The organism is Mesorhizobium sp. M1338 (genome assembly GCF_040318045.1).
GTDB lineage: Bacteria > Pseudomonadota > Alphaproteobacteria > Rhizobiales > Rhizobiaceae > Mesorhizobium.
The window spans coordinates 106,925-128,714 of the sequence record NZ_JAMYLL010000004.1; the positions used below are offsets into that span (position 1 = coordinate 106,925).

General features: G+C 61.0%; 22 protein-coding genes, 1 tRNA gene and 1 pseudogene. 15 read left to right on the forward strand and 9 right to left on the reverse strand.

Translation table 11 applies throughout. The annotated features are described in order from the left end of the window. Positions 1–5 precede the first annotated feature (5 nt). Positions 6–905, reverse strand: a complete 900-nt coding sequence (locus tag NKH19_RS06025) for an AraC family transcriptional regulator (protein WP_352981972.1) — start codon at positions 903–905, stop codon at positions 6–8. A 168-nt stretch (positions 906–1,073) separates the two neighbouring features. On the opposite strand from NKH19_RS06025, the gene NKH19_RS06030 reads away from it, so the two are divergent. From NKH19_RS06030 to NKH19_RS06040, 3 genes are all read left to right on the forward strand, one after another. Then, the gene (locus NKH19_RS06030; RefSeq protein ID WP_352981973.1) at positions 1,074–1,832 is read left to right on the forward strand and encodes an SDR family NAD(P)-dependent oxidoreductase; all 759 of its coding nucleotides are present in this window, start codon (positions 1,074–1,076) and stop codon (positions 1,830–1,832) included. Between the two features lie 48 nt (positions 1,833–1,880). Beyond that, complete coding sequence (locus NKH19_RS33525; protein ID WP_502910888.1) at positions 1,881–2,258, forward strand: thioredoxin domain-containing protein; 378 nt, start codon at positions 1,881–1,883, stop codon at positions 2,256–2,258. A gap of 165 nt (positions 2,259–2,423) precedes the next feature. Continuing rightward, positions 2,424–2,945, forward strand: coding sequence for a hypothetical protein (locus NKH19_RS06040; protein WP_352981974.1), 522 nt, complete (start codon positions 2,424–2,426; stop codon positions 2,943–2,945). A gap of 27 nt (positions 2,946–2,972) precedes the next feature. Here the strand turns inward: NKH19_RS06040 and NKH19_RS06045 are convergent, their stop codons facing one another. Then, on the reverse strand, positions 2,973–3,362 hold the full coding sequence (locus tag NKH19_RS06045; RefSeq protein WP_502910886.1) for a hypothetical protein: 390 nt from the start codon (positions 3,360–3,362) through the stop codon (positions 2,973–2,975). Between the two features lie 213 nt (positions 3,363–3,575). Between NKH19_RS06045 and NKH19_RS06050 the strand changes: the two genes are divergently transcribed. Then, entirely contained in the window at positions 3,576–4,037 is a 462-nt protein-coding gene (locus NKH19_RS06050) for a hypothetical protein (protein ID WP_352981976.1), read from the forward strand. Positions 4,038–4,616: 579 nt separating this feature from the next. Here the strand turns inward: NKH19_RS06050 and NKH19_RS06055 are convergent. Both NKH19_RS06055 and NKH19_RS06060 read right to left on the reverse strand, forming a co-directional pair. Then, positions 4,617–4,691 (reverse strand) — tRNA-Gln (locus NKH19_RS06055). A gap of 128 nt (positions 4,692–4,819) precedes the next feature. Further along, positions 4,820–5,164: pseudogene (locus NKH19_RS06060) on the reverse strand (VOC family protein). A gap of 224 nt (positions 5,165–5,388) precedes the next feature. On the opposite strand from NKH19_RS06060, the gene ppdK reads away from it, so the two are divergent. The 3 genes from ppdK (at position 5,389) to NKH19_RS06075 (ending at position 10,307) form a co-directional block, all read left to right on the forward strand. Then, a complete protein-coding gene (gene ppdK / locus NKH19_RS06065) occupies positions 5,389–8,073 on the forward strand; it encodes a pyruvate, phosphate dikinase (RefSeq protein WP_352981977.1) in 2,685 nt (894 codons plus the stop codon). 277 nt (positions 8,074–8,350) lie between these two features. Next, entirely contained in the window at positions 8,351–9,397 is a 1,047-nt protein-coding gene (locus tag NKH19_RS06070) for a glycosyltransferase family 9 protein (RefSeq protein ID WP_352981978.1), read from the forward strand. 163 nt (positions 9,398–9,560) lie between these two features. Continuing rightward, positions 9,561–10,307 carry a polysaccharide deacetylase family protein gene (locus tag NKH19_RS06075; protein ID WP_352981979.1) on the forward strand — a complete coding sequence of 249 codons (747 nt, stop codon included), beginning with the start codon at positions 9,561–9,563 and terminating at the stop codon, positions 10,305–10,307. 74 nt (positions 10,308–10,381) lie between these two features. Here NKH19_RS06075 and NKH19_RS06080 read toward each other — a convergent pair whose 3' ends face one another. Both NKH19_RS06080 and NKH19_RS06085 read right to left on the reverse strand, forming a co-directional pair. Continuing rightward, positions 10,382–10,771: a DUF427 domain-containing protein gene (locus NKH19_RS06080; protein ID WP_352981980.1), complete on the reverse strand. Its 390-nt coding sequence runs from the start codon at positions 10,769–10,771 to the stop codon at positions 10,382–10,384. Positions 10,772–10,917: 146 nt separating this feature from the next. After that, positions 10,918–11,274, reverse strand: coding sequence for a hypothetical protein (locus NKH19_RS06085; RefSeq protein ID WP_352981981.1), 357 nt, complete (start codon positions 11,272–11,274; stop codon positions 10,918–10,920). 181 nt (positions 11,275–11,455) lie between these two features. Between NKH19_RS06085 and NKH19_RS06090 the strand changes: the two genes are divergently transcribed. Together NKH19_RS06090 and NKH19_RS06095 are read left to right on the forward strand one after the other, a co-directional pair. Beyond that, positions 11,456–13,084, forward strand: coding sequence for a fatty-acid--CoA ligase (locus tag NKH19_RS06090; RefSeq protein ID WP_352981982.1), 1,629 nt, complete (start codon positions 11,456–11,458; stop codon positions 13,082–13,084). An 80-nt stretch (positions 13,085–13,164) separates the two neighbouring features. Continuing rightward, on the forward strand, positions 13,165–13,950 hold the full coding sequence (locus NKH19_RS06095) for a DUF1499 domain-containing protein (RefSeq protein ID WP_352981983.1): 786 nt from the start codon (positions 13,165–13,167) through the stop codon (positions 13,948–13,950). A gap of 64 nt (positions 13,951–14,014) precedes the next feature. On the opposite strand, the gene NKH19_RS06100 is transcribed toward NKH19_RS06095, so the two are convergent. Beyond that, a complete protein-coding gene (locus NKH19_RS06100) occupies positions 14,015–15,013 on the reverse strand; it encodes a LacI family DNA-binding transcriptional regulator (RefSeq protein WP_352981984.1) in 999 nt (332 codons plus the stop codon). Positions 15,014–15,204: 191 nt separating this feature from the next. On the opposite strand from NKH19_RS06100, the gene NKH19_RS06105 reads away from it, so the two are divergent. From NKH19_RS06105 to NKH19_RS06125, 5 genes are read left to right on the forward strand one after another with little or no spacing between them, the layout of a single operon-like run. Continuing rightward, positions 15,205–16,245, forward strand: a complete 1,041-nt coding sequence (locus NKH19_RS06105; RefSeq protein WP_352981985.1) for an ABC transporter substrate-binding protein — start codon at positions 15,205–15,207, stop codon at positions 16,243–16,245. A 27-nt stretch (positions 16,246–16,272) separates the two neighbouring features. Further along, a complete protein-coding gene (locus NKH19_RS06110; RefSeq protein WP_352982064.1) occupies positions 16,273–17,310 on the forward strand; it encodes an ABC transporter ATP-binding protein in 1,038 nt (345 codons plus the stop codon). Next, positions 17,307–18,194, forward strand: a complete 888-nt coding sequence (locus tag NKH19_RS06115) for an ABC transporter permease (RefSeq protein ID WP_352981986.1) — start codon at positions 17,307–17,309, stop codon at positions 18,192–18,194. The genes NKH19_RS06110 and NKH19_RS06115 overlap by 4 nt, the downstream gene beginning before the upstream one ends. Further along, positions 18,187–18,978 (forward strand): ABC transporter permease, encoded by a 792-nt coding sequence (locus NKH19_RS06120; protein ID WP_352968633.1) that lies wholly within the window; start codon positions 18,187–18,189, stop codon positions 18,976–18,978. Before NKH19_RS06115 ends, NKH19_RS06120 begins: the two co-directional genes overlap by 8 nt. After that, a complete protein-coding gene (locus NKH19_RS06125) occupies positions 18,975–19,913 on the forward strand; it encodes a phosphorylase family protein (protein ID WP_352981987.1) in 939 nt (312 codons plus the stop codon). The genes NKH19_RS06120 and NKH19_RS06125 overlap by 4 nt, the downstream gene beginning before the upstream one ends. Before the next feature lie 20 nt (positions 19,914–19,933). Here NKH19_RS06125 and NKH19_RS06130 read toward each other — a convergent pair whose 3' ends face one another. After that, complete coding sequence (locus NKH19_RS06130) at positions 19,934–20,842, reverse strand: MBL fold metallo-hydrolase (protein WP_352981988.1); 909 nt, start codon at positions 20,840–20,842, stop codon at positions 19,934–19,936. A gap of 124 nt (positions 20,843–20,966) precedes the next feature. Here NKH19_RS06130 and NKH19_RS06135 point away from each other — a divergent pair, with 124 nt between their 5' ends. Beyond that, positions 20,967–21,557 carry a biotin transporter BioY gene (locus NKH19_RS06135; RefSeq protein ID WP_352981989.1) on the forward strand — a complete coding sequence of 197 codons (591 nt, stop codon included), beginning with the start codon at positions 20,967–20,969 and terminating at the stop codon, positions 21,555–21,557. A gap of 84 nt (positions 21,558–21,641) precedes the next feature. Here NKH19_RS06135 and NKH19_RS06140 read toward each other — a convergent pair whose 3' ends face one another. Further along, complete coding sequence (locus NKH19_RS06140; RefSeq protein WP_352981990.1) at positions 21,642–21,764, reverse strand: hypothetical protein; 123 nt, start codon at positions 21,762–21,764, stop codon at positions 21,642–21,644. Between the last annotated feature and the right edge of the window lie 26 nt (positions 21,765–21,790).

Below are 21,790 nucleotides of genomic sequence, written 5' to 3' on the forward strand. Positions count from 1 at the left end.
GCCGGCTAGGCCAACGCCGGCTCCCCGATCGCCTGCCTGATCTGACGAACGTCGCGCGCTGGCGGTGCGCCGAACTGCCGGAGATATTCGCGGCTGAATTGCGAGGCGCTCTCGTAGCCGACCGCGAAGGCCACATCGGATGCGCTATGGTCGCCAGCGAGCAACAACTGCCGCGCTTCCTGCAACCGAAGCTGTTTCTGATACTGGAGCGGGCTGAGACCGGTCATTGCCAGAAAATGGCGATGCAGGCTGGCGCGGCTCATGCCGCTTGCATCGCATAGCGCCTCTATGCGCAAACGGGTATTCTGATTGTCCCTTATCCATCCCACCGCTCGCCGGATACGGCCCAGCGCACCCTCGGGCCGCGCGATCTGACGCAACAGTCGACCCTGCGGACCTTGCAGGAGACGATAGAGCAATTCACGTTCCGCCATGGGGGCAAGAACGGGAATATCGGTCGGGGTGTCGAGCAACGACAGCAGGCGCAGCAAGGTGTCGCGCAGCGGCGCCGTCATCGGATTGATCGCTATGCCGATCCCTTGGGGATCAATGTCGCGCACCTGCGGCATGGTCGACGCAACATCGGCCAGAATGGCAGGGTCCAGGACCAGCGACACCGCGACATAGGGTTGGCCGTCATCGGCATCCAGTATCTGGCCGATCAGCGGCAGGTCGAGGGCGCTGATGAGGTAGTGCGCGGGATCGTAGCTTAAAAGATCGTCGTTGATCGCTACGTGCTTCGAACCCTGCAGAATGAAGCAGATCATCGAGCGGTACAGGCATGGTGCCTTGCCGGTGGTCGCCTGTCCCACGTTGATCTCCAGCCGCGGGATCGGCGTGATGGTTATCCCTGATGGCGCGTGGCGCAGCGCGATGTCGAGATGCGGCTTGAGATGGTCTGTCATCGTCAGACCATACCATCGTCAGTCCGCCAGGCAAGCGATTGAGACAATCGGGCAAAATGTTGAGCGTATCGGGCGGGTTCGTCGAGCCGGCGTCGCCTACCTTTGGGACATCGGGAGGGTGCCTTGGCGGCGCCGCTTCGCACCGTGACCATCCAATGAGGGCAGACCATGACCAAGCAAATCGCACTTATCACCGGCGCCGGCCGCGGCCTCGGCCGCAACATGGCGCTGCATCTCGCCAGACGCGGTGTCCACATCGTCGGCACCTACCGCAGCGGCGCGGCGGAAGCCGACGCGCTGCGCCGGGAGATCGAGGCGCTGGGCGGCACGGCCACCATGCTGGCGCTCGACGTCACCGATACGACGAGCTTCCCGACATTTGCCGGGAAGGTGGCCGAAACCCTGAAGACTGATTTCGGTCGCGAACGCTTCGATTTCCTGGTCAACAATGCCGGCAACGGTCTTTTCGCCAACTTCGCCGAGGCGACCGAAGAGCAATTCGAATCGTTGGTCGGCACGCATCTGCGCGGCCCCGTCTTCCTGACCCAGAAGCTGCTGCCGCTGATCGAGGACGGCGGGCGCATCCTGAACGTCTCGTCCGGCTTCGTGCGCTTCACGCTGCCAGGCTACAGCCTTTATGCGGCGATGAAGGCCGCGGTCGAGGTACTGACCCGATTTATGGCGGTGGAGCTTGGCGCGCGCCGAATCCGGGTCAATGCTATTGCGCCTGGTGCCATCGCCACCGACTTCGGCGGTGGTGCGGTGCGCGACAATGAGGATGTCAACGCCTATGTGGCGCAGGGCATCGCGCTGGGCCGCGTCGGCCTGCCGGACGACATCGGCAGCGCGGTCGCCGCTATCCTGTCGGAGGATATGGGTTGGGCGAACGGCACGACCTTCGACATTTCGGGCGGGCAGTTGCTGTAGCGCCAGCGCAACATCGCCCGTTCCTTGCCGGCACTTCGAGAGACCATCATGCCCGACACCAGCCTCACGCTCATCAGCTACCTGCTTTGCCCGTTCGTTCAACGGACGGCGATTGTCCTTCTTGAAAAGGGCGTGTCGTTCGACAAGATCGACGTCGATCTTGCGGGCGCAGGGCTATATCCGGTCGATGCTCCGTCCCGTGCCCGGCAGCGTGGCTGGATCGAGTTCGGCACGGCGACCCTCGGTGGCGGACGATCCGCTGTCGACCGAACTGATGGACGCGATGCTGTCGGCACGCGCGGCGCTGTGGAAACAGTATTGCCGGCTGCTGAGTCGAGCGATGCCACCAAGATGAAATTATCCACAGGGCATCCAGTTTGGCTGGGGCGCCAGGCAGCGGGCAGAAATTTCGCAGGCCGACGGTGAAGAGGGTTTGTTTTGCGGCGTCTTTAGTCATGGGAGCCGACATGAAATCTGCTATCTGTTTACGTCCCCAGAACGCGCATGGGTAGCTTCGATCGTAAACGCGATTTGAAGTGACCTTGTTCTGTCCAACAAGAATGGCGGGGCCTGCGCCATGAAAGAGATCGAATGGACAAGCCTGGAGATCTAACGGACGAATCAGAGGCGACGTTCTTCAAGTTGATGAGCTTGGAGGATGAACTCGGCGTCGTGGTAAGAGCCGGCGCTTACATCGACAATCAGCTTATTCGGTTGATTGATGAGTGTGTTGCATCACCGCAGGCGATAAAGCGGATGGGACTAACCTATGAGAACAGAATCGATCTTGCCATTGCGCTCGGTCTCGACTCGCGGTTTAGGGCGCCGCTCACGGCCCTCGGTAAGATCCGGAACACCTTTGCACATCGAATTGACGCCACGCTAGGCAGTAGTGAAGCCCATGCCGTTTACAAAGCGTTGTCCCCGGATGACTGTTCGAAAGTCCACGCCATCTACAAGAAACTGCAGGTTCGCTATCCGAGTCGACCAAAGGCGTTCATAAATTTGCCACCGCTAGATCGGTTTCGGTTGGTGGCCGTCACACTTCGACAAATACTAGTCGTTGCCAGAATGCAGGTTGCGACCGCGCGGGGGCATTCCAGGCAGACGTGATCATCGCCGATCGCGCATAGGCCGAAGTCATATTAAGTCTTCAAAGTGCCAATCGGGTTTTTGCGAGCTTTTCGAAACCATCAATCGACAGGCGATTTCCTTTTCATGCCACCGCGTGGCGAACGTGTCCGACACTTCGAACCAACCCCCATTCGCGCCCGCGCCGTGATTCCTTCCCATACATGAGCAATTACAGTCGTGCCCGGTTGCCTCCATACACTTCCGCGCGCACTTCTCTTGTTCACGATAGGGTTGGATCACATAGAGCTTGCCGTAGCGGTCCAGCGCGCGATTGACGAAGCTGTTGAACCAGTTCCTCGGAAGCTCCCAATACGCCTTGCCACCTATCCATGTCACCGAAGACTTGCCGACCGTGTTCAGCCACTGCCGGTTATCCTCGGCAAACGGAAGCCTCACGTGCAATTTGTGGCCCTTCTCTTCGCGCCTGACAACGACAGGGATTTTGGTTTACCTCCAAACCTCCCTTAACCGCTCTTGATCCATGCCGAAATTCCCCGCGACGGAATCGAGTGTGAGGCCGGAAAGGCCGAAGCGCAACCGAACCTACTTAAGCGCCACGCGACCTTTTCGACTAAAGTAGCCGCGAATCACTCGTGTTAGGCGCCTGAGATGAGCGACACCCCCGAAACATCGGAACCTCCGGCGGGCATGGATTGGGAGACATACTATTCCCACCGGAATCGATTAGACGAAATACGCGTTCAGCAATCATCGGCGTTCGACAAGTCAATATTAACTCTTTCGTCTGGGGGGTTGGCGTTTTCTCTTGTCGTGTTGCAGAGTATACGGGATCCAAAAAGCATTGTTGATAATCAATTTTTGGTCTGGTCATGGATATTGTTTGTCGCTGCGATTCTCATGAATGTTCTGTCTTACTATGTCAGTTCCAAGGCTGCTGAAGTGGCAATCGCGCATATGGATAGGCGCATGAAGGAGCAAGATTGGGAGGGAACGGATTCTAATTTTCGCGACAAGTTGACGAGGATATTGAATTCCGCATCTGGCATTTTATTCGCCACGGGAGCAGTTTGTCTTCTAGTCTTCGCTTATCAAAATGGAATGGGGCCCTGAGATGCCGAAAATAGAACCTGACCATAGTGCGCTATTGATTACAAAGATTTCATCGACGGTGGGGATTTCTACTCACGGCGCACTCATGCCCAGTCAACCCGTATCGCGACCATCGGTCCCGACCTCAGCGCCTCTCGCAGCAAGTCCAGCCGCAGCAGTCCAAGCGCCAGCCGCTCCGGTTTCCTCTCCAGTTGCCACAACGCCAACTACGACAGGGAAGTAGTATGAGCTTGCCCCCACGTCCCGCTGCTCCGTCACCTAGGCCTACGCCAGCTCCTTCACGGCCGACGCCGGGAACAGGAACCCCTATAGGCCCGCCGCCACAGCCTCGACCGCCCAAACGTTAAACGCCAACAGACTGAGGATCAGTTCGATGAAAAAAATCTCCGTTGTTGGCCGCAGGCCGACCTCCAGCAAAGAGCAGGCTGGCACGACGATGACGACACCACCCGTCATAAAGCCGACGAAGAAGCCATAGTCGGCCAGTGGAGCAGGACACCTAAATAGGTGACCTAGAATGCCCTACATCGGGAAATTGAATTCTGTGTAAGTGGCTGATTTTAAACAGTAAATAAACAATGGCTGGGGCGCCAGGATTCGAACCTGGGAATGTCGGTACCAAAAACCGATGCCTTACCACTTGGCGACGCCCCAATTGCCGTCAGAGTCGCTGGTGCGGCGCGTTATTAGCAGAGCAGCCGAAAAGCACAATCCTTATGAGCGACAGTCAGAACGATCAAATTTGGTCAGGCAAAGCAGCGCCGCCGGACGACATGCAGCGGCTACTCGGACCACACAGCCATCTCGTTGCCTGCCGGATCGACAAAGTGGAAGCGCCGGCCGCCGGGGAATGAAAAGATCGGCTTGACGATCGTGCCGCCGGCGCTCTCGACGGCACCGCGCGTATCTTCCAGATCCTTGCTGTAAAGCACGGGTAGCGGCTTGGCGGGCGCTTCCTCGGCGTCGGCCTGGAAGCCACCGTCCAGGCCTTCGGCAAAAGCCGAATAGGTCGGTCCATAGTCGGTGAACGACTAGGCAAAGGCATTGCTGTAGAAGGCCTTGAGCCGGTCCAGCGTTCCGCCGGTCGCCGGCATTTCCAGATAGTCGAGTTTTCCAGACAGTTTCATGACTCACCTGTTTGTTCCCTATATGTTCTACTCTAAAAGCCTAGGAATGGCAAGTCTTTTTGACGCATCCTCGGGCCGGGCTTTTGCTTAATCGATTGTAGGAGCCGGGCGGCTTCGCCGACGCCTTGCCTTTCGCACTGCAGCATCATATCGCTCCAGGGTCGGACCGGCGGAACTATCCGTTTCGCCAACCTTTCCAATCTCCTGCAACCGGAGAGCAATGCATGACCAAATGGGTTTTCACCTTTGGCGATGGTGCGGCGGAAGGCCGTGCCGGCGACAGGAATCTGCTGGGCGGCAAGGGCGCCAACCTGGCCGAGATGTGCAGCCTGGGCCTGCCGGTGCCGCCGGGCTTCACCATCACCACGGAGGTCTGCAACGCCTATTATGCCAATGGCAGGACCTATCCGGCCGGGTTGGAAGCCGATGTCGCGGTTGCGCTCGATCACATCGGACACCTGACCGGCCGCCGCTTCGGCGACCCGTCGAAACTGCTTTTGGTGTCGGTGCGTTCGGGGGCCCGCGCGTCGATGCCCGGCATGATGGACACCGTGCTCAATCTCGGGCTGAACGACGAGACGGTCGAGGCGCTGGCCGCCGATTCCGGCGACGCGCGCTTTGCCTATGACAGCTACCGCCGCTTCATCCAAATGTATTCCGATGTCGTCATGGGCCTCGACCATGAGGTGTTCGAGGAAATCCTGGAGGACCAGAAGGGCGGGCTCGGCCATGACCTCGACACCGAACTGACGGCGCTCGAATGGCAAGGCGTCATCGCGCTCTACAAGGCCAAGGTCGAGGAAGAACTCGGCAAGCCGTTCCCGCAGGATCCGCATGAGCAGCTATGGGGCGCGATCGGCGCCGTCTTCTCGAGCTGGATGAACAATCGCGCCATCACCTATCGGCGCCTGCACGATATTCCCGAAAGCTGGGGCACGGCGGTCAATGTCCAGGCCATGGTGTTCGGCAATATGGGCGAGACGTCGGCCACCGGCGTCGCCTTCACCCGCAACCCGTCGACCGGCGAAAAGATGCTCTATGGCGAGTTCCTGGTGAACGCGCAGGGCGAGGACGTCGTCGCCGGCATCCGCACGCCGCAGAACATCACCGAGGCGGCGCGCATCGCGGCGGGCTCGGACAAGCCATCGCTGCAGAAGCTGATGCCGGACGCGTTTCAGTCCTTCGTCACCATCTCCGACAGCCTGGAAAAGCACTACCGCGATATGCAGGATCTCGAATTCACCATCGAGCGCGGCAAATTGTGGATGCTGCAGACAAGGTCGGGCAAGCGCACCGCCAAGGCGGCGCTGAAAATCGCCGTCGAGATGGCGCGGGACAGGCTGATCACGAAAGAGGAAGCCGTCGCCCGCATCGACCCGGCATCGCTCGACCAGCTGCTGCATCCGACCATCGACCCCAAGGCCGCGCGTGACGTCATCGGCATCGGATTGCCGGCGTCGCCCGGTGCCGCCACCGGCGAGATCGTCTTTTCCTCGAGCGACGCCGAGGAGTTGAAGTCGCAAGGCCGCAAGGCGATCCTGGTGCGCATCGAAACCAGCCCCGAGGACATCCACGGCATGCATGCGGCGGAAGGCATCCTGACCACGCGCGGCGGCATGACCAGCCACGCCGCGGTTGTGGCGCGCGGCATGGGCAAGCCTTGCGTGTCGGGCGCCGGTTCGCTGCGCGTCGACTACAAGGCAGGCACGCTGATGGCGATGGGCTCGACCTTCCGCAAGGGCGATATCGTCACCATCGATGGCGGCAATGGCCAGGTGCTGAAGGGCGCCGTGCCGATGCTGCAGCCCGAACTTTCCGGCGATTTCGCCGCCATCATGGAGTGGGCGGACGCGGTGCGCCGCATGAAGGTGCGCACCAATGCCGAAACGCCGCTCGACGCGCGCATGGCGCGCTCCTTCGGCGCCGAAGGCATCGGCCTTTGCCGCACCGAGCACATGTTCTTCGATGGCGACCGCATCGTCGCCATGCGCGAGATGATCCTGGCCGACACCGAAAAGGACCGGCGCACTGCACTCGCCAAGCTTTTGCCGATGCAGCGTTCGGATTTTCTCGAACTGTTCGAAATCATGGCCGGCCTGCCGGTGACGATCCGCCTGCTCGATCCGCCGCTGCACGAATTCCTGCCCAAGACCGAGGAGGAGGTGGCCGAGGTTGCCGCCGCCATGAAGGTGTCGCCGGACAAGCTGAGGCAGCGCACCGAGGCGCTGCACGAGTTCAACCCGATGCTCGGTCATCGCGGTTGCCGCTTGGCCGTCTCCTATCCCGAAATCGCCGAGATGCAGGCGCGCGCCATTTTCGAAGCGGCCGTCGAGGCCGGCAAGAAGGCCGGTGCGCTTGTGGTTCCCGAAATCATGGTGCCGCTGGTCGGCCTGGTAAAGGAACTCGACTACGTCAAGGCGCGCATCGATGCGGTCGCCAAGAGCGTCATGGAGGAAACCGGTGTCAAGATCGACTATCTCACCGGCACCATGATCGAACTGCCGCGCGCGGCGATCCGCGCCCATGTCATCGCGCAGTCCGCCGAGTTCTTCTCCTTCGGCACCAACGATCTGACCCAGACGACGTTCGGTATTTCGCGCGACGATGCGGCCTCGTTTCTGGAAACCTACCGCCAGAAAGGCATAATCGACCAGGATCCGTTCGTCTCGCTCGACATCGACGGCGTCGGCGAACTGGTGCGCATGGCCGCCGAAAAGGGCAGGGCGACGCGGCCCGACATCAAGCTTGGCATCTGCGGCGAACATGGCGGCGACCCGGCCTCGATCCGCTTTTGCGAAGAGGTCGGCCTCGACTACGTATCCTGCTCGCCCTATCGCGTGCCGATCGCAAGGCTGGCGGCCGCGCAGGCGGCGGTGCTGGTCGCGAGAGCAATTCCAGGAAAAGTGTGAAACGGTTTTCCCGGGAAAGCGCGTAGCGCTTTCCCGTAGGGAATTGCGTCAACCGTTTCGAGAAACGGTGAACTGCTCTAAGTCAGGCCGCGGATAGATCTATCCCGGACGAGCTTGCCGTTTTGTAAGCCAATTCACGCGAACGTGCCGATGGCATTGCATAATTTCGACACTGTTCCCGCCCAATTTGCGGATACCCCGCAATTGTCCCCGGAAGCCGATGTTGCAGACCTCACCCGCGTCGTTCCGCTCTATTCTGGTCATTCAAACGAAGTTCATGGGAGATCTCGTCCTCGCCTCGGTACTTGTGGAAAATTTGCGGCTCGAATTCCCCGGCGCCAGGATCGTATTTCTGTGCGAGGCTAGCTTCGAGAGCTTCGTGATCGCTCATGGCATCGCTTCCGAGGTGGTCACGTTTAAGCGCGCCCGCATGCGCGGCACCAACCTCGAGCGCGGGAAAGAGCTTTACGCCATGGTCCGCGCGTTGCGCCGCTTCCGCTTCGACCTGACGATCGACCTGACCGATTCAAAGACGTCGCGCATTGTCAGCGGGCTCGTCAACGCAAGAACCCGCGTCGGCTACAATCCTTCCGAAAGACCCTTGCGCATGCTGGAGCGCCAGCCCGCCAACGTCTTTGCCAAGCCCTACGGCTTTGATGGCCAGCACTTTCTGTACCGCTATCTCTCGCCGCTCGAAGCGCTCGGAATCGAACTCCGCAAGGTGATTCCGAGCCTTCAGCCGCTGCCATTGGAGACGGCGAAAGCATTGGCGCTGCTGGATAAGCACCATCTGCGGCCAAACGGTTTCATCGCCGTGCATGCGGGTGCAAGCTTCGAGGGGCGACGTTGGCAGCCGGAGCGGTTTGCCGCGGCGATCGGCGAGATTATGGGCGAAACCGGTCTGGACGTCGTCCTGGTGGGCGGCCCGGACGAGCAGGAGATTGCCGAACAGATCGTCGCCAGGACCGAGCCGTCGGTCGTCAATCTCGTCGGGGACCTGTCGCTTGAAAGTCTGCTGGCGGTGCTGAAGCAAGCCCGGCTGTTTCTCGGCAACGAGAGCGGCCCGATGCACATGGCCGCCGCCACCGGAACCCCGGTTGTCGGGCTGTTCGGTTTGACGCGTCCGTCGCGCTGGGGTCCCGTCGGCGTGCCCAGCATTTCGCTCCAGCCGCCGTTGCCTTGCAACTGCCTGGCCAAGGGCCTCTGCCGCGCGCCGGATCCCAGCAAGGCCTGCTGCGTCTGGGGTCTGGAGGTCAAGCCTGTGGTCGACGCGGTGCGCGAGGTTCTTTCGCGCTCCGAAACGAGGCTGGGGCGCGCCATCTGACATCATGGTCGCGCGGACAATCGCTATCGCGGAATGGCCTGTTCACCACGCGAACGGTCAAATTGTCGCGACAGCCACTTTTCCGCTATCCACCATCCCGATTTCCGCCTTCATGCACGTCTTGGGATGCCGGCTTGAAACGACCGGTCAGGAATTCGGTTTGATGCGCCTGCTGCAAAAAAATCTCTGCATGATCGCCATGTCGTTGGCGATGGTATCCGCCGGCCATGCCGCGCCGCTCGTCGAGCCCACGCTGCACATCAGGCCGGAGGCAAGCGGAGCCGGCCGCGTTGCGCTCACGCTCGATGCCTGCGGCGGGCAGACCGACAGCCGGATCCTTTCGGCGTTGGTGGAAAACAACATCCCCGCCACCATTTTCGTGACCGGCATCTGGCTGAAGCGAAACGCCGCCGCCGTCGAGATCATGCGCGCCCATCCCGATCTGTTCGAGCTTGAAAATCACGGCGGCCATCATATCCCGGCGGTCGATACGCCGCGGAAGATCTACGGTATCCGCAGCGCCGGCAGCCCGGATGCGGTGCTGGCCGAGGTCGAGTCGGGTGCCGCTGCTCTTGCCGGGACCGGCGAGCCGGCGCCGAAATGGTTTCGGGGCGCAACCGCCGAATACAGCCCGTCGGCAATCGCCATGATCCGCAAGCTTGGTTTCAAGATCGCGGGCTTCTCGATAAACGGTGACGGCGGCTCATTGCTTGGCGCCAAGGAAACCGCGCGGCGCATCGCGGCGGCCAAGGACGGTGACGTGATTATCTCGCACATCAACCAGCCGACCCACGCCGCCGGCGAAGGCGTGGTGCAGGGGCTCCTGGCGCTCAAGGCCAAGGGCCTGACCTTTGTGCGGCTCGACGATGCCGGGGCCAATGGAATCGGCGATCACGGCACAACCGACTGACCGGTGCTTTTGACCTTCAAGTGATACCGGTCTGACCTGAATCTCAACGCACCTCACGCGGCGGTCGCAGTCGGTCAGTCCGGTTTGGTTTCGATCGCGACCTTGCTGGCGTAGAACGCGCCGTGGTTACGGATTTCAGCCATTTCGTCGAAAGGATGCTCGTAGGCCCACATGGCGTTCTGGCCGGTTTCGCCGGCAGGCAGCACGCTCCAATAGCTTGCGTCGCCCTTGTAGGGGCAATGGGTCGAGTGTTCGGTGCCGGCGAGCTTGCCGAAATCGATGTCGGCGAACGGAATGTAGAAGACCGCGGGATAGGGGGGCTCACTCAGCACCTTGGCCCTCGTGGATGAAGCGATGACCGCGTCTCCGGCGCGCACGGTGATTGTGCCGGCAAAGGGGTCGATGGTGATGACCTTGTCGGGATTGCGTTGAAAACCGGGGGCGGGGTTGGTGATCTGGTCCATGCGGGGTCTCCTTGCGTCGATTTTTCAGATGTGTCGCGCAAGGGCATAGTTCAAGGCCGGCGGTGGCCATGCAGCACGCAAGCCCAATCCGGCCGATAATGACGGATCGTGCCTTCGACGCAAATTGAAATACCTGCCGCCAGCAATCAGGCAGCGGCCTTGAACACGTCCATGAGACCGGCATAGGCAGCAGCGATGCCGGCGACCGGGTTGCTGCTTCTCGACGCGGTTTCGACCTTCAATGGGCCGCCGCCGGTCGGCAGTGTGAGCAGCAGGAACTGGCGATTGCCGCCGTCGCCGACGGATGCGGCCGCGACATGCTGGCCTTCGCCCTGGTTCTGGACGCACATCTTGAACAGCAGCGTGCCGCCGACCGCTTCGAGCGCGCCGCCGACAACTTCAACAAATTCGTCTTCGGAAACAGTCTTCGTGTCCGGCGCCAGATCGGTCAGACTTTCGGCAAGCGTACTCTCAAGGGCTTCGTCGTCGAGCTGCGCGTCCATGCGAACCTCTTTCAGTCGCCAATCGCCCCTTGCCCGTTAACGAAGCTTAACGCCGAGGATGGCCGGATTGTGGCGGTTTTCCACCAATGCAGCGCCAGGCTGCGCTGGCGGCTGGACAATCCGGCGGTTCGCTCCACAATGGCCCGAAAAGCACAACGCAGAAGCGTGAGGGAGGAACCGAATGCTGGGATTGATGCAGGAATGGCCGCTGCTTTGCCATAAGCTCATCGACAATGCCGAGCGGCAGCATGGCGTGCGCGAGATCGTGTCGCGCTCGATCGAGGGGCCGATCGTGCGCACCACCTACGCCGATATCCATCGTCGCGCCCTGAAGGTCGCCCAGCGGCTGGAGCGTGACGGCTATCGCTTGGGCGATCGCATCGCCACGCTGGCCTGGAACACCGCGCGCCACATCGAGGCCTGGTACGGCATCATGGGCATCGGCGCCATCTACCACACGCTCAATCCGCGGCTGTTTCCCGAGCAGATCGTCTGGATCATGAACCATGCCGAGGACAAGGCTGTCTTCGTCGACCTGACCTTCCTGCCGCTGCTCGAGAAAATCGCCGCCGCCGTCAAATCGCTGAAACAGGTGATCGTGCTGACCGACAAGGCGCACATGCCACGGACGACACTACCGAATGTGGTCGCCTACGAGGACTGGCTTGACGAGGCGGATGGCGACTTCGCCTGGAAGACCTTCGACGAAGGCACCGCCGCCGGCATGTGCTACACGTCGGGCACGACAGGTGATCCGAAGGGCGTCGTCTACAGCCACCGTTCGAACGTGCTGCACGCCATGATCGCCGCCATGCCCGACGCCATGGGCCTGTCGTCGCGCGATACGATCTTGCCGGTCGTGCCGATGTTCCACGCCAATGCATGGGGGCTTGGCCAGAGCGGACCGATGATCGGCGCCAAGCTGGTCATGCCTGGCTGCAAGATGGACGGCGCCTCGATCTATGAACTGCTCGACACCGAGAAGGTGACCTTCAGCGCCGCCGTGCCGACCGTCTGGATGATGCTGCTGCAGCATCTGGAGGAGACCGGCAAGAAGCTTCCCTATCTCAACAAGGTCGTCATCGGCGGCTCGTCCTGCCCGCGCGCGATCATGGCGAAGTTTCAGCAGAACTACGATGTCCAGGTCATCCATGCCTGGGGCATGACCGAAATGTCGCCGCTCGGCACGCTGTGCACCTTGAAGCCGGACTATGCCGGTCTTGAGGGCGAAGCCCGGCTCAATGTCCAGCAGAAACAGGGCTATCCGCCCTTCGGCGTCGAAATGAAGGTGACCGACGACGACAACAAAGAGCAGCCCTGGGATGGCAAGACATTTGGCCGCCTGAAAGTGCGCGGACCGGCCGTTGCCCGCGCCTATTATGGCGGCGCCGGCCCGGAGCAGTTCGACGAGGACGGCTGGTTCGACACCGGCGACGTCGCTCATATCGACGCCGGTGGCTACATGCAGATCACCGATCGCGCCAAGGACGTCATCAAATCCGGCGGCGAATGGATTTCCACCATCGACCTCGAGAACCTGGCTGTCGGCCACCCCGATGTCGCCGAGGCGGCCGCCATCGGCGTTTATCATTCGAAATGGGGCGAGCGGCCGTTGCTGGTCGTCGTCCGCAAGGCGGGCAAGGAACCGACCAAGGCTGATATTCTCGACTTCATGGACGGTAAGGTGGCCAAATGGTGGATGCCGGACGATGTCGCCTTCGTCAGCGAAATTCCGCACACCGCCACCGGCAAGATCCAGAAGATCACCTTGCGCCAGCAGTTCAAGGACTATCGCTTGCCGACGGATTGACGGGATGTCGCGTGTTTCGGCTTCAAGCCATCGCGAAAAGGTTCTAAGTCTCCGTTCGGGTTGGGGCAGCGCAGAAAACGATGGTTAGCATTCCTGAACGGCAAACGTCGAAGGCGGCCGCATGGTCGCGGCGCACGGCCGCTTTTTCGTTGGTGCTGCTGCTGACGGTCTTCGTCGGCCATCGCTTCGATCTCGTGGAAACACCGGTCTTCCTGTGGGTGCTGGGCATTGTCGCGCTGCTGGCGGCCCTGGCGCTGTTGTTTGCCGGATTTGCCTTTTCGCGGCTATGGAACTTCGGTGATCGCGGCGGCCGCGACCTGACGGTCGGCGCCCTGCTGGCGCTGCTGGTGCTCGCACCCTACGGCGTCGCCGCCTACTGGGCGACAATCTACCCGCCGCTCAGGGATATCTCGACGGATTTCGACGAGCCGCCGGCGCTCGACGTGGGCGACCGGACGAAGGACATGAACGTGCTTTCCCCGTCGACGCCTGGTGAACAGCGGCTGCAGTCCGATAGCTATCCGCTGGTCAGTGCACGCAGCTACGCCCTGCCGTTCGAGACTGTCGTCAATGCCGTCGAAACCGTCCTTGACCGGCGCGATTGGGATCTGTCCGAACCCTATCCCGACCTCGCCGGACAAAGCGACGTCACCATTACCGCCGTCGCCAAGGGGTTCGTGATCGGTCTTCCGGCCGACGTCGCGATCCGCGTGACCGACGATGGCGATGCGGTCATCGTCGACATGCGGTCAGCTTCGCGATACGGTCGCTTCGACCTCGGCGACAACGCCGCGCGCATCGTCGAATTCCTCGCCGAACTCGACCAGGAAGTCGCCGGTCAGGTTGGCGCGGCGCCGGTCGAGTAATGTTCAGAAAGTGTTGTAGTTAGGCGGATTCGCATGTCGCCGCAGAATGCAGCTTGTGGGCAGACTATTCGGCGGGCTCGAATCCGCCCTGCACCAAGATCGCTGCGACCGGCCCAAGCGGATTGACGATCCGGCTCTCCAGGACTTCGATAAGTTTGCGTCCAACCGCCGCCATATCCACGAAATGAACTCCGATCTTTGCCGGCAGGAAGCGTGCCAGCCGCGTGCTGTCACGAGTGACAATGTGGACGTCGCTCCCCGGCACGAGACCTTTTCTGCCAAGGGCATGTAACGCCCCTAGAAGGCCCAGTTCGTTGGCACATGCCAAGCCTGTCGGCGGATCTGACGACGCCAGTAGGCGATCGAACCAGCCTGCGCTGGATTCCATCGTGAACATGCCATGACCGATCAGCGATTGGTCGATCGGAATACCGGCCTCGGCCATTGCCCTTCCATACCCGGAAAAACGCATGGCACTCGCCTGATCTTCCGGAACGAGAAGTTGCAGCGCAATGCGTCGACAGCCCTTATCCATGAGCCGTCGGGTCGCCTCGTACGCAATCTGTTCATTGTCGACATCGACATAGGGGTATGCGATGTCCAGGTCGGTTCTTCCAAACGCGACGAATGGCATGCGTTGATCCAGCAGCAGCTTGACGCGCGGATCGGCCGACACCAAGCGCGTGATGATCAGTCCGTCTGTGCTGCGCGCCTGAAGCTGCCGCTGCACACTCTCAACGGGGTCGTCGTCGGGAGTGGTGGAATAGATGGACAGACTATAACCGGCTTGCCGGGCAGCCAGCGTCATGCCTTCGATCAAGGGAAGCTTCAACAGATCGGACAGGTGGTTTCGTGTCTCCATCGGGAGCACTGCCGTCAGCGTCAGCGTCCGACCGGTTTTCAGCGCACGGCCATGATGATCTGGCACATAGCCAACCCGCTTAGCCACCTCCTTGACGCGGGCTATGGTCGAGGGCTGTACTTCCGGCCCATCCTTCAGAGCGCGGGACACCGTGGTCACCGACAGGGAAAGTTCCGCCGCGATCTGCTTTAGGTTGGCCATTGTTCGCCCGACTTCGAAAGCGCCGGCTGATTGCTGACCTTCATAGCGTTACCGGATTCGACCTCCCGGTCAATCCGAACTCCCTTGGGAAAGCAGCTTGACTCATTTGCATTAAGATGAAATCGTAACGTTACGATTACAAATAAATGGCTCTTTCGAGCGACATTTGGAAAAAGTGGGGAGGAGAACCTATGTCCTGGTTACGCATTTCCTTAACAGCATTCGCAATCTCGGCTGCGTTGCCCGTCCACGCGCAAACAGTCACCATCACGACCGCAGGTGGCGATTATGGCAACGCCATGAAAACGGCCATGTGGGCCCCCGCTGCAAAAGAGCTTGGCTATGATGTCCGAGAAGAGACGCAAAGCGACGGACTGGCCGCCCTGAAGATGCAGGTCACCGCCGGTGCGGTGACGACCGACATCATCCACCTGGGCTCACCAGAAGGCGCGCAGGCGGCGGCACAGTCGCTCCTGGAGCCGCTTGACTACAAGATTATCGATCCCAAATCCGTGCCGGATGGTGCAAAGTCCGACTACTGCTATCCGTTCGACTCCTACGGCACCGTCATGTCGTGGAACACCAAAACCTATGGCGAGAATCCGCCGAAGACGTGGGCGGAGTTCTGGGATGTTGCCAAATTTTCTGGCCGTCGCGCCCTGCGCGCCAATGCGCAAGACTCGATCGAGATCGCGCTGCTCTCCGATGGCGTGGCGCCGGCAGACGTCTATTCCGTGCTCAGCACGCCGGAGGGGCTAGAACGCGCCATCAAGCGGCTTGAAGCGATCAAACCAAATGTCGCCGTGTGGTGGACCTCGGGAGCGCAGTCCGCGCAGTTGCTGAAAGATGGTGAGGCGGACCTAGTCGTTACCTGGAACGGACGGGCCCAAACCGTGAAAGCGGATGGCGGCGCGGCCGACTACACGTTCAAGGGTTCGGTCATCGGCACGGACTGCCTTGCGGTGCCGAAGGGAGCGCCGAACAAGGAAGCAGCGATGAAGCTCATCGCGGCGATGACACAGCCCGCGCGCGTGGCGAAGCTGACCGATTTCATCGCCTATGGCCCGGTCAACCCCGCTGCCTATGAGGGTGGCCTTATCCCCGAAGACCGTCTCAAGACCCTGGCGACCGCACCTGAAAATGCTGGCACTTCGGTGTTTTCGAGTGCGGACTGGTGGGTCAAGAATGGCGAGGCTGCCCAAAAAGCCTTTGATGAGATGATGGTCCGCTGAGTCTCAGCTCTAAGGCTTGAGCGCATGATGAAGTCGCTCCCGATCACCATCGACAGCGTGCGCAAGAGCTATGGATCTTACGTCGCGCTGGACGATGTCTCGCTCGACATTCGGGCCGGCGAATTTCTCACGCTGCTGGGGCCGTCGGGGTCGGGCAAGACCACGCTGCTCATGGCTTTGGCCGGTTTTGTCCGGCCCGATTCCGGTAAACTACTGTTGGGTGATCGGGACATTACCCGCCTGGCCCCCAACAAGCGGGACATCGGTATCGTGTTCCAGAACTACGCCCTGTTTCCCCATATGAACGTTCTGGCAAATGTCGAGTATCCGTTGGCGCTGCGCAAGACGCCGAAAGCGGAGGCCCGCCAGCGGGCGCTTGACACCTTGGCCCGCGTGAAGCTGGAAGGTCTGTCGGAGCGCAATATTGCCGCATTGTCCGGCGGCCAGCGCCAGCGGGTGGCGTTGGCGCGGGCGATCGTCTTTGAACCACGCGTGATGCTGATGGACGAGCCGCTGTCGGCGCTCGACAAGAATCTGCGCGAAACCATGCAGTACGAGATCCGGCGTCTGCACGATGATCTGGGGATCACCACAATCTATGTGACGCATGACCAGCGCGAAGCATTGATTATGTCAGATCGGGTCGCGGTTATGAATTCCGGCCGCATCCAGCAGATTGATACGCCACAGCAGATTTACGATCGTCCATCGACCCGCTTCGTCGCGGAGTTCATGGGTGAGGCCAACATTGTGGCCCCGGGCTCGGTGCGCAGAATGGACGGCGCCGATGCGTCACGCGAAGCTCTGATGATCCGCGCGGAAAGCTTCCATCTTGATGCGAAGCTCGTCGGGCGAGACGGGGTGACGCTCGACGGAACACTGTGCGCTAAGGCGTTTCGCGGCGAAAACTGGCTTTTGACGCTGGCGCTTGACGGCGGGCAAGAGATTCTTGTCTGCATTCCGGCGGCGTTGGCCAGTGGCTGCGCCGAGCTTACCATCGGTCAGCGAGTGACCGCATATGCACCAGCAGCGAAAGTTCACGCGATACCGGGAGCGAGAGCGTGACCGTCCTCGCGGATCCTGCGCTCGCGGCAGACGCACGACGCGAGCGGCGGTTCTTCCTCTCGCTTTCACTACCCGCGCTTTTCATCGTTGGACTGGCGGCGATACTGCCCATCGTCTGGATCATCCGGCAATCCTTCCTGACTACGGGAGGCGAATACACTTTTGGCAATTACGAGAAGGTGCTTTCGAGCGGGCTGACATGGTCGGCACTCGTCACAACCCTTGAACTGTCCCTGGGCACGCTGGCGATCTGCATTCTTCTCGGTATCCCCCTGGCCCTCGCTCTGGCGAGCGCCAGGCCAAGGGTGGCCAATTTGCTGATGGCCCTCGTCATGCTGCCGTTGTGGACCTCTATTCTGGTGCGCACCTATGGCTGGCTCGTGCTCTTGCGGCGCGATGGCCTGATCAACGCGGCTTTGACAGGTTCGGGCCTGGCAGCGGAGCCATTGCCGCTGGCCTACAACTTCACGGGAACGCTCATCGGCATGGTTCACTACATGCTGCCGCTCTTTCTCCTGCCCGTCTATGCCGCGATGCGCGATATCGACGCAAACCTCATTCGCGCGTCGGCGAGCATGGGCGCCACTATCGGGCAAGCGATCCGCACGGTCATTCTGCCTCTTTCGGCCGGCGGTATCTTCTCGGGTTCGATCATCGTCTTCATCTACACCATAGGTTTCTTCATCACGCCGGCGGTGCTTGGCGGCGGCAAGGTAAATCCTCTCTCCATCCGGATCGAGCGCACGCTGTCGACCTTTCAGGATTGGGGGTCGGCGAGCGTCTTGGGTATTCTGCTCCTCATTTTAATGGCGTTGATGGGTGTGATGTTCCTGGCTGCACGGCGGCTGATTGCTGGGCGCAAAGTCGGCACAGCCCATGCTTGAAGCCTATCCAGACAACAGGCTGGCCCGCATCCTTCTGTGGAGTTTCTGCGCGCTCGTATTGGCGTTCCTGATGCTGCCGACGCTCGTCGTCGTCCCGCTCTCCTTTTCGGCGTCCAATCTTCTCGAGTTCCCACCGCGCGCATACTCGTTGCGCTGGTACGAGACTTTCTTCGGTTCGGCGACATGGATGGCCGCGCTCAGGACGAGCCTGATCCTTGGGACATTGACGGCGATGGTCGCCGTGCCCCTGGGGCTGCTGGCCTGCATTTCGATAAATCGGCTCGGCGGAAAGGCCGCCACTACCATTCAGGGCATTCTGCTCACCCCCTCCATCGTGCCGGGAATCCTGCTCGCGATCGGTCTCTTCTTTGTGCTGGCGGCGCAACGTCTGGTCGGAACACTGTTCGGCGTGCTGGTCGGACATGTGGTGCTGGCCATCCCGGTCGCGTGCATTGTGTTGCTGCCCGCTCTGGCCCGCTTTGACTGGAACCAGGTTCAGGCGGCGCGCAGCCTCGGCGCAAACTGGGCGAGGGCCATTGGCGGAATAATTGTCCCGCAACTTCAGATCAGTCTGTTGTCGGCCACATTGATGGCCTTCCTGACTTCGCTCGACGAGTCTGTCATTTCGATCTTCGTCGCAAGTGGCCAAAACAGCACGCTGCCGAAGCTCATGTTTCTGTCCCTGCGAGATCAGATCGATCCAACCATCGCGGCGATCTCGACAGTGTGGACCGGTATCGTCGTGGTCGCAGTCTTGATCGTGACTCTCCGCCAAAAATCATGATCGAGACCGGAAACATGCCCGACAATCATAGCGCAGCCGACGATCAGGCGGATCATCCAACGGACATACCGCAGGTTGGGTTGGCGATTATCACCGGTTCGGCAAACTGGGGGCTTGCCTTCCCGGAAGATGTCAAAGTCGATGGCGTGCGCACCTTGCGGCGAGACATGAGTTTTGAAACGCCTTTCGGTCGCAGCGACCACTGGAAATTGCTCGAGTTCGATGCCTCGATTACTGCGGAAGGCAAAACGAAACGTGCGTTGTGCATGTATTCGCACGGCAATCCGCGCGACCATATCGACCATTCCTGCCATCGCCGCGCGTTCTGGGTATTGATGACCGCGGGTGTAAAGCAAGTCCTGTCCTGCTCGACCATTGGCGCTGTCAACAGAGCGATCCAACCCGGCGACATGGTTGTGACCGCCGATATCATCGAACTGACGCAGACGCCGTTTTCACTCCTTCCCGGCCGACAGAGCTTCGACTGCTCGGGCAAGCAGATCGTATGTCCAAGATGCGCGGCGGTTCTGGTCGAAACGGCCCGCCGTCATTGGCCAGCGGAATGCCGTATCCATGGCATCGAACAGCAGTTGGTGGCTGCCCATTGTTACGGGCCGCGACTGACCACCCCGGCCGAAGCCTTGGCGTATCGAAGCATGGGAGCGGATGTGCTCAACCATTCGATCGCCCCTGAGGCGACCCTGTCGCGCGAGATCGGCGCGTGTTTCGTGCCCTTTGCGTTCGTGACCGCGGGTTTCAACGACTATATGGACCGCAACCGCCAGGAATTGCTGCAAAAGGACGTGCTGCCGAAGCTCTCTATGACAGCCTCGCGAGTTGCTCTGGAGACTGCGGCACGACTTCCATTTGATCCCGAATGCTCTTGCCAGGGCTTGAAGTCCCCTCAGCCAGCAGAGCGCTCCAGCCGATTCTAGAGCGAATGGCGCCGAAGGCTTTAGCCAGCCGGCGCGAAAATGCCGTCGATGGCCGGCGCGGCGTCTGTCGTGACCAGATCGCGCGCCACCAGGTCTTCTAGATGGGCGAGCACCGACAATCCGGCGGCGCCGTGCAGCCGCGGGTCGGTATCCCTGTAGATCGCCTTGACCATGTCCACGATCGTCCGGTCGCCCGCTCTGACCCGTTCCAGTATGGCGCGCTCGCGCATTTTGCGGTGCGTCTTCAATCCACGCATGAAAGCGCGCGGTGCGGTCACCGGCCCGCCATGTCCTGGCAGCAGCAAACGATCCTCGCGTTCGATCAGCCGGTCCAGCGAGGCCATATAGTCGGCCATCGCCCCATCCGGCGGGGCGACGATGGAAGTTGCCCAAGCCATGACATGGTCGGCGGAAAACAGGATGCCGGTTCCCTCAAGCGCGAATGCTGCGTGATTGGCGGTGTGGCCGGGCGTCAGAACCGTCCGGATCGACCAGCCGTCGCCATCGACCACTTTGTCGTCGGGCAATGCGATATCGGGGACGAAAGCCGTGTCGGCGCTGGCGTCCAGCGCATTGGTCTCGCCGATATGCAGGGGTCTTGCAGGGCGATGCGGTCCCTCTGCCAATACGGGCGCGCCGGTGCGCTCTTTCAGCCTGGCGGCCAGCGGGGAGTGGTCGCGGTGCGTGTGGCTGACGAAAATATGGCTGACCGGCCGGCCCGCGATCACGTCGAGCAGGGTCCGCAGATGCGCCTCGTCATCTGGCCCCGGATCGATCACCGCCAGCGTATCGCGGCCAACGATGTAGCTGTTGGTACCGTGGAAGGTGAAGGGGCTTGGATTGCGGGCCGTGATGCGCTGGATGTCGGGCGCGACGCTTACCCCCTGGCCATAATGGGGGTCGAAACTGGTATCTAATTTGAGTGCCATGGCGGATGCATCGGTGCCTTGTTTCAGGAAACGGCAAAACCGATTGCCGCATAACACGCAAGCCAATATAGGAGAACGTGAGGCCGCGAACATCGGATAGCGGCAACCGGATTGGGGAAATACCATGGCAATTGCAACTACGATGCGTCCGCTTGTTTCTCTGGCTCTGCCGCAAAATGGCGCGGCGCGGCTGGCAACGCAGCTTTTCCTGGCCATCGCCGGAACGCTGCTGCTGACCCTGTCGGCCAAGACCAAGGTGATGCTCGGACCGGTCGACATTTCGATGCAGACGCTGGCCGTGCTGCTCATCGCCGCCGCCTTCGGCATGCGTCTCGGCGTCGCCACCCTGCTGCTCTACATGGCGGAGGGCGCCATGGGCTTCCCCGTCTTCCAGAGCACCCCGGAAAAGGGTCTCGGCATTGCCTACATGCTCGGCTCGACCGGCGGTTATCTCGCAGGCTTCGTGGTCATGGCGGCGATTGTCGGCTGGGCCGCAGATCGCGGCTGGGACCGCCATCCGGTCAAGCTTTTCAATGCCATGCTGGTTGCCGAAATCGTCATGATGGCCATGGGCTTCGCCTGGCTGGGGCTGCTGATCGGCCCGGAAAAGTCGTGGCAGTTCGGCGTTGTGCCCTTTATCGTCGGCGACCTGATCAAGGTGGCGCTCGCGGCAAGCCTGGTGCCAGCCGTGTGGTCGTTGTTGAAGCGCGGCTGAAGCGCGAGCGGGTGCCGGCGGCTTGAGCAGTCAAGCCCGGCTGGAACGGCGGATTTCGGTCTGCTGTCCGCCAAGTAATCTCACTTAGGTTTCCGGAAACAGCTTCGGGAACAGCGCATCCAATGCGTCGGCCGGATAGCGTAGCGACACCGGGCCTTTGGGTGTTTCCGACGCCAACAGACCGAGCGCGATCACGTCATTGAACACGCGACGCGCCGTGCGCTCGGGCGTGC

What these genes read in the sequence shown, in the direction of transcription:
- NKH19_RS06085 (WP_352981981.1), bottom strand. Translation starts at nt 11,274, where the DNA reads ATGGACGCGCAGCTCGACGACGAAGCCCTTGAGAGTACGCTTGCCGAA.
- NKH19_RS06120 (WP_352968633.1), top strand. Translation starts at nt 18,187, where the DNA reads ATGCTTGAAGCCTATCCAGACAACAGGCTGGCCCGCATCCTTCTGTGG.
- NKH19_RS06135 (WP_352981989.1), top strand. Translation starts at nt 20,967, where the DNA reads ATGGCAATTGCAACTACGATGCGTCCGCTTGTTTCTCTGGCTCTGCCG.
- NKH19_RS06105 (WP_352981985.1), top strand. Translation starts at nt 15,205, where the DNA reads ATGTCCTGGTTACGCATTTCCTTAACAGCATTCGCAATCTCGGCTGCG.
- NKH19_RS06025 (WP_352981972.1), bottom strand. Translation starts at nt 905, where the DNA reads ATGACAGACCATCTCAAGCCGCATCTCGACATCGCGCTGCGCCACGCG.
- ppdK (WP_352981977.1), top strand. Translation starts at nt 5,389, where the DNA reads ATGACCAAATGGGTTTTCACCTTTGGCGATGGTGCGGCGGAAGGCCGT.
- NKH19_RS06090 (WP_352981982.1), top strand. Translation starts at nt 11,456, where the DNA reads ATGCTGGGATTGATGCAGGAATGGCCGCTGCTTTGCCATAAGCTCATC.
- NKH19_RS06095 (WP_352981983.1), top strand. Translation starts at nt 13,165, where the DNA reads ATGGTTAGCATTCCTGAACGGCAAACGTCGAAGGCGGCCGCATGGTCG.
- NKH19_RS06040 (WP_352981974.1), top strand. Translation starts at nt 2,424, where the DNA reads ATGGACAAGCCTGGAGATCTAACGGACGAATCAGAGGCGACGTTCTTC.
- NKH19_RS06070 (WP_352981978.1), top strand. Translation starts at nt 8,351, where the DNA reads ATGGGAGATCTCGTCCTCGCCTCGGTACTTGTGGAAAATTTGCGGCTC.
- NKH19_RS06080 (WP_352981980.1), bottom strand. Translation starts at nt 10,771, where the DNA reads ATGGACCAGATCACCAACCCCGCCCCCGGTTTTCAACGCAATCCCGAC.
- NKH19_RS06075 (WP_352981979.1), top strand. Translation starts at nt 9,561, where the DNA reads ATGCGCCTGCTGCAAAAAAATCTCTGCATGATCGCCATGTCGTTGGCG.
- NKH19_RS33525 (WP_502910888.1), top strand. Translation starts at nt 1,881, where the DNA reads ATGCCCGACACCAGCCTCACGCTCATCAGCTACCTGCTTTGCCCGTTC.
- NKH19_RS06110 (WP_352982064.1), top strand. Translation starts at nt 16,273, where the DNA reads ATGAAGTCGCTCCCGATCACCATCGACAGCGTGCGCAAGAGCTATGGA.
- NKH19_RS06050 (WP_352981976.1), top strand. Translation starts at nt 3,576, where the DNA reads ATGAGCGACACCCCCGAAACATCGGAACCTCCGGCGGGCATGGATTGG.
- NKH19_RS06030 (WP_352981973.1), top strand. Translation starts at nt 1,074, where the DNA reads ATGACCAAGCAAATCGCACTTATCACCGGCGCCGGCCGCGGCCTCGGC.
- NKH19_RS06130 (WP_352981988.1), bottom strand. Translation starts at nt 20,842, where the DNA reads ATGGCACTCAAATTAGATACCAGTTTCGACCCCCATTATGGCCAGGGG.
- NKH19_RS06100 (WP_352981984.1), bottom strand. Translation starts at nt 15,013, where the DNA reads ATGGCCAACCTAAAGCAGATCGCGGCGGAACTTTCCCTGTCGGTGACC.
- NKH19_RS06125 (WP_352981987.1), top strand. Translation starts at nt 18,975, where the DNA reads ATGATCGAGACCGGAAACATGCCCGACAATCATAGCGCAGCCGACGAT.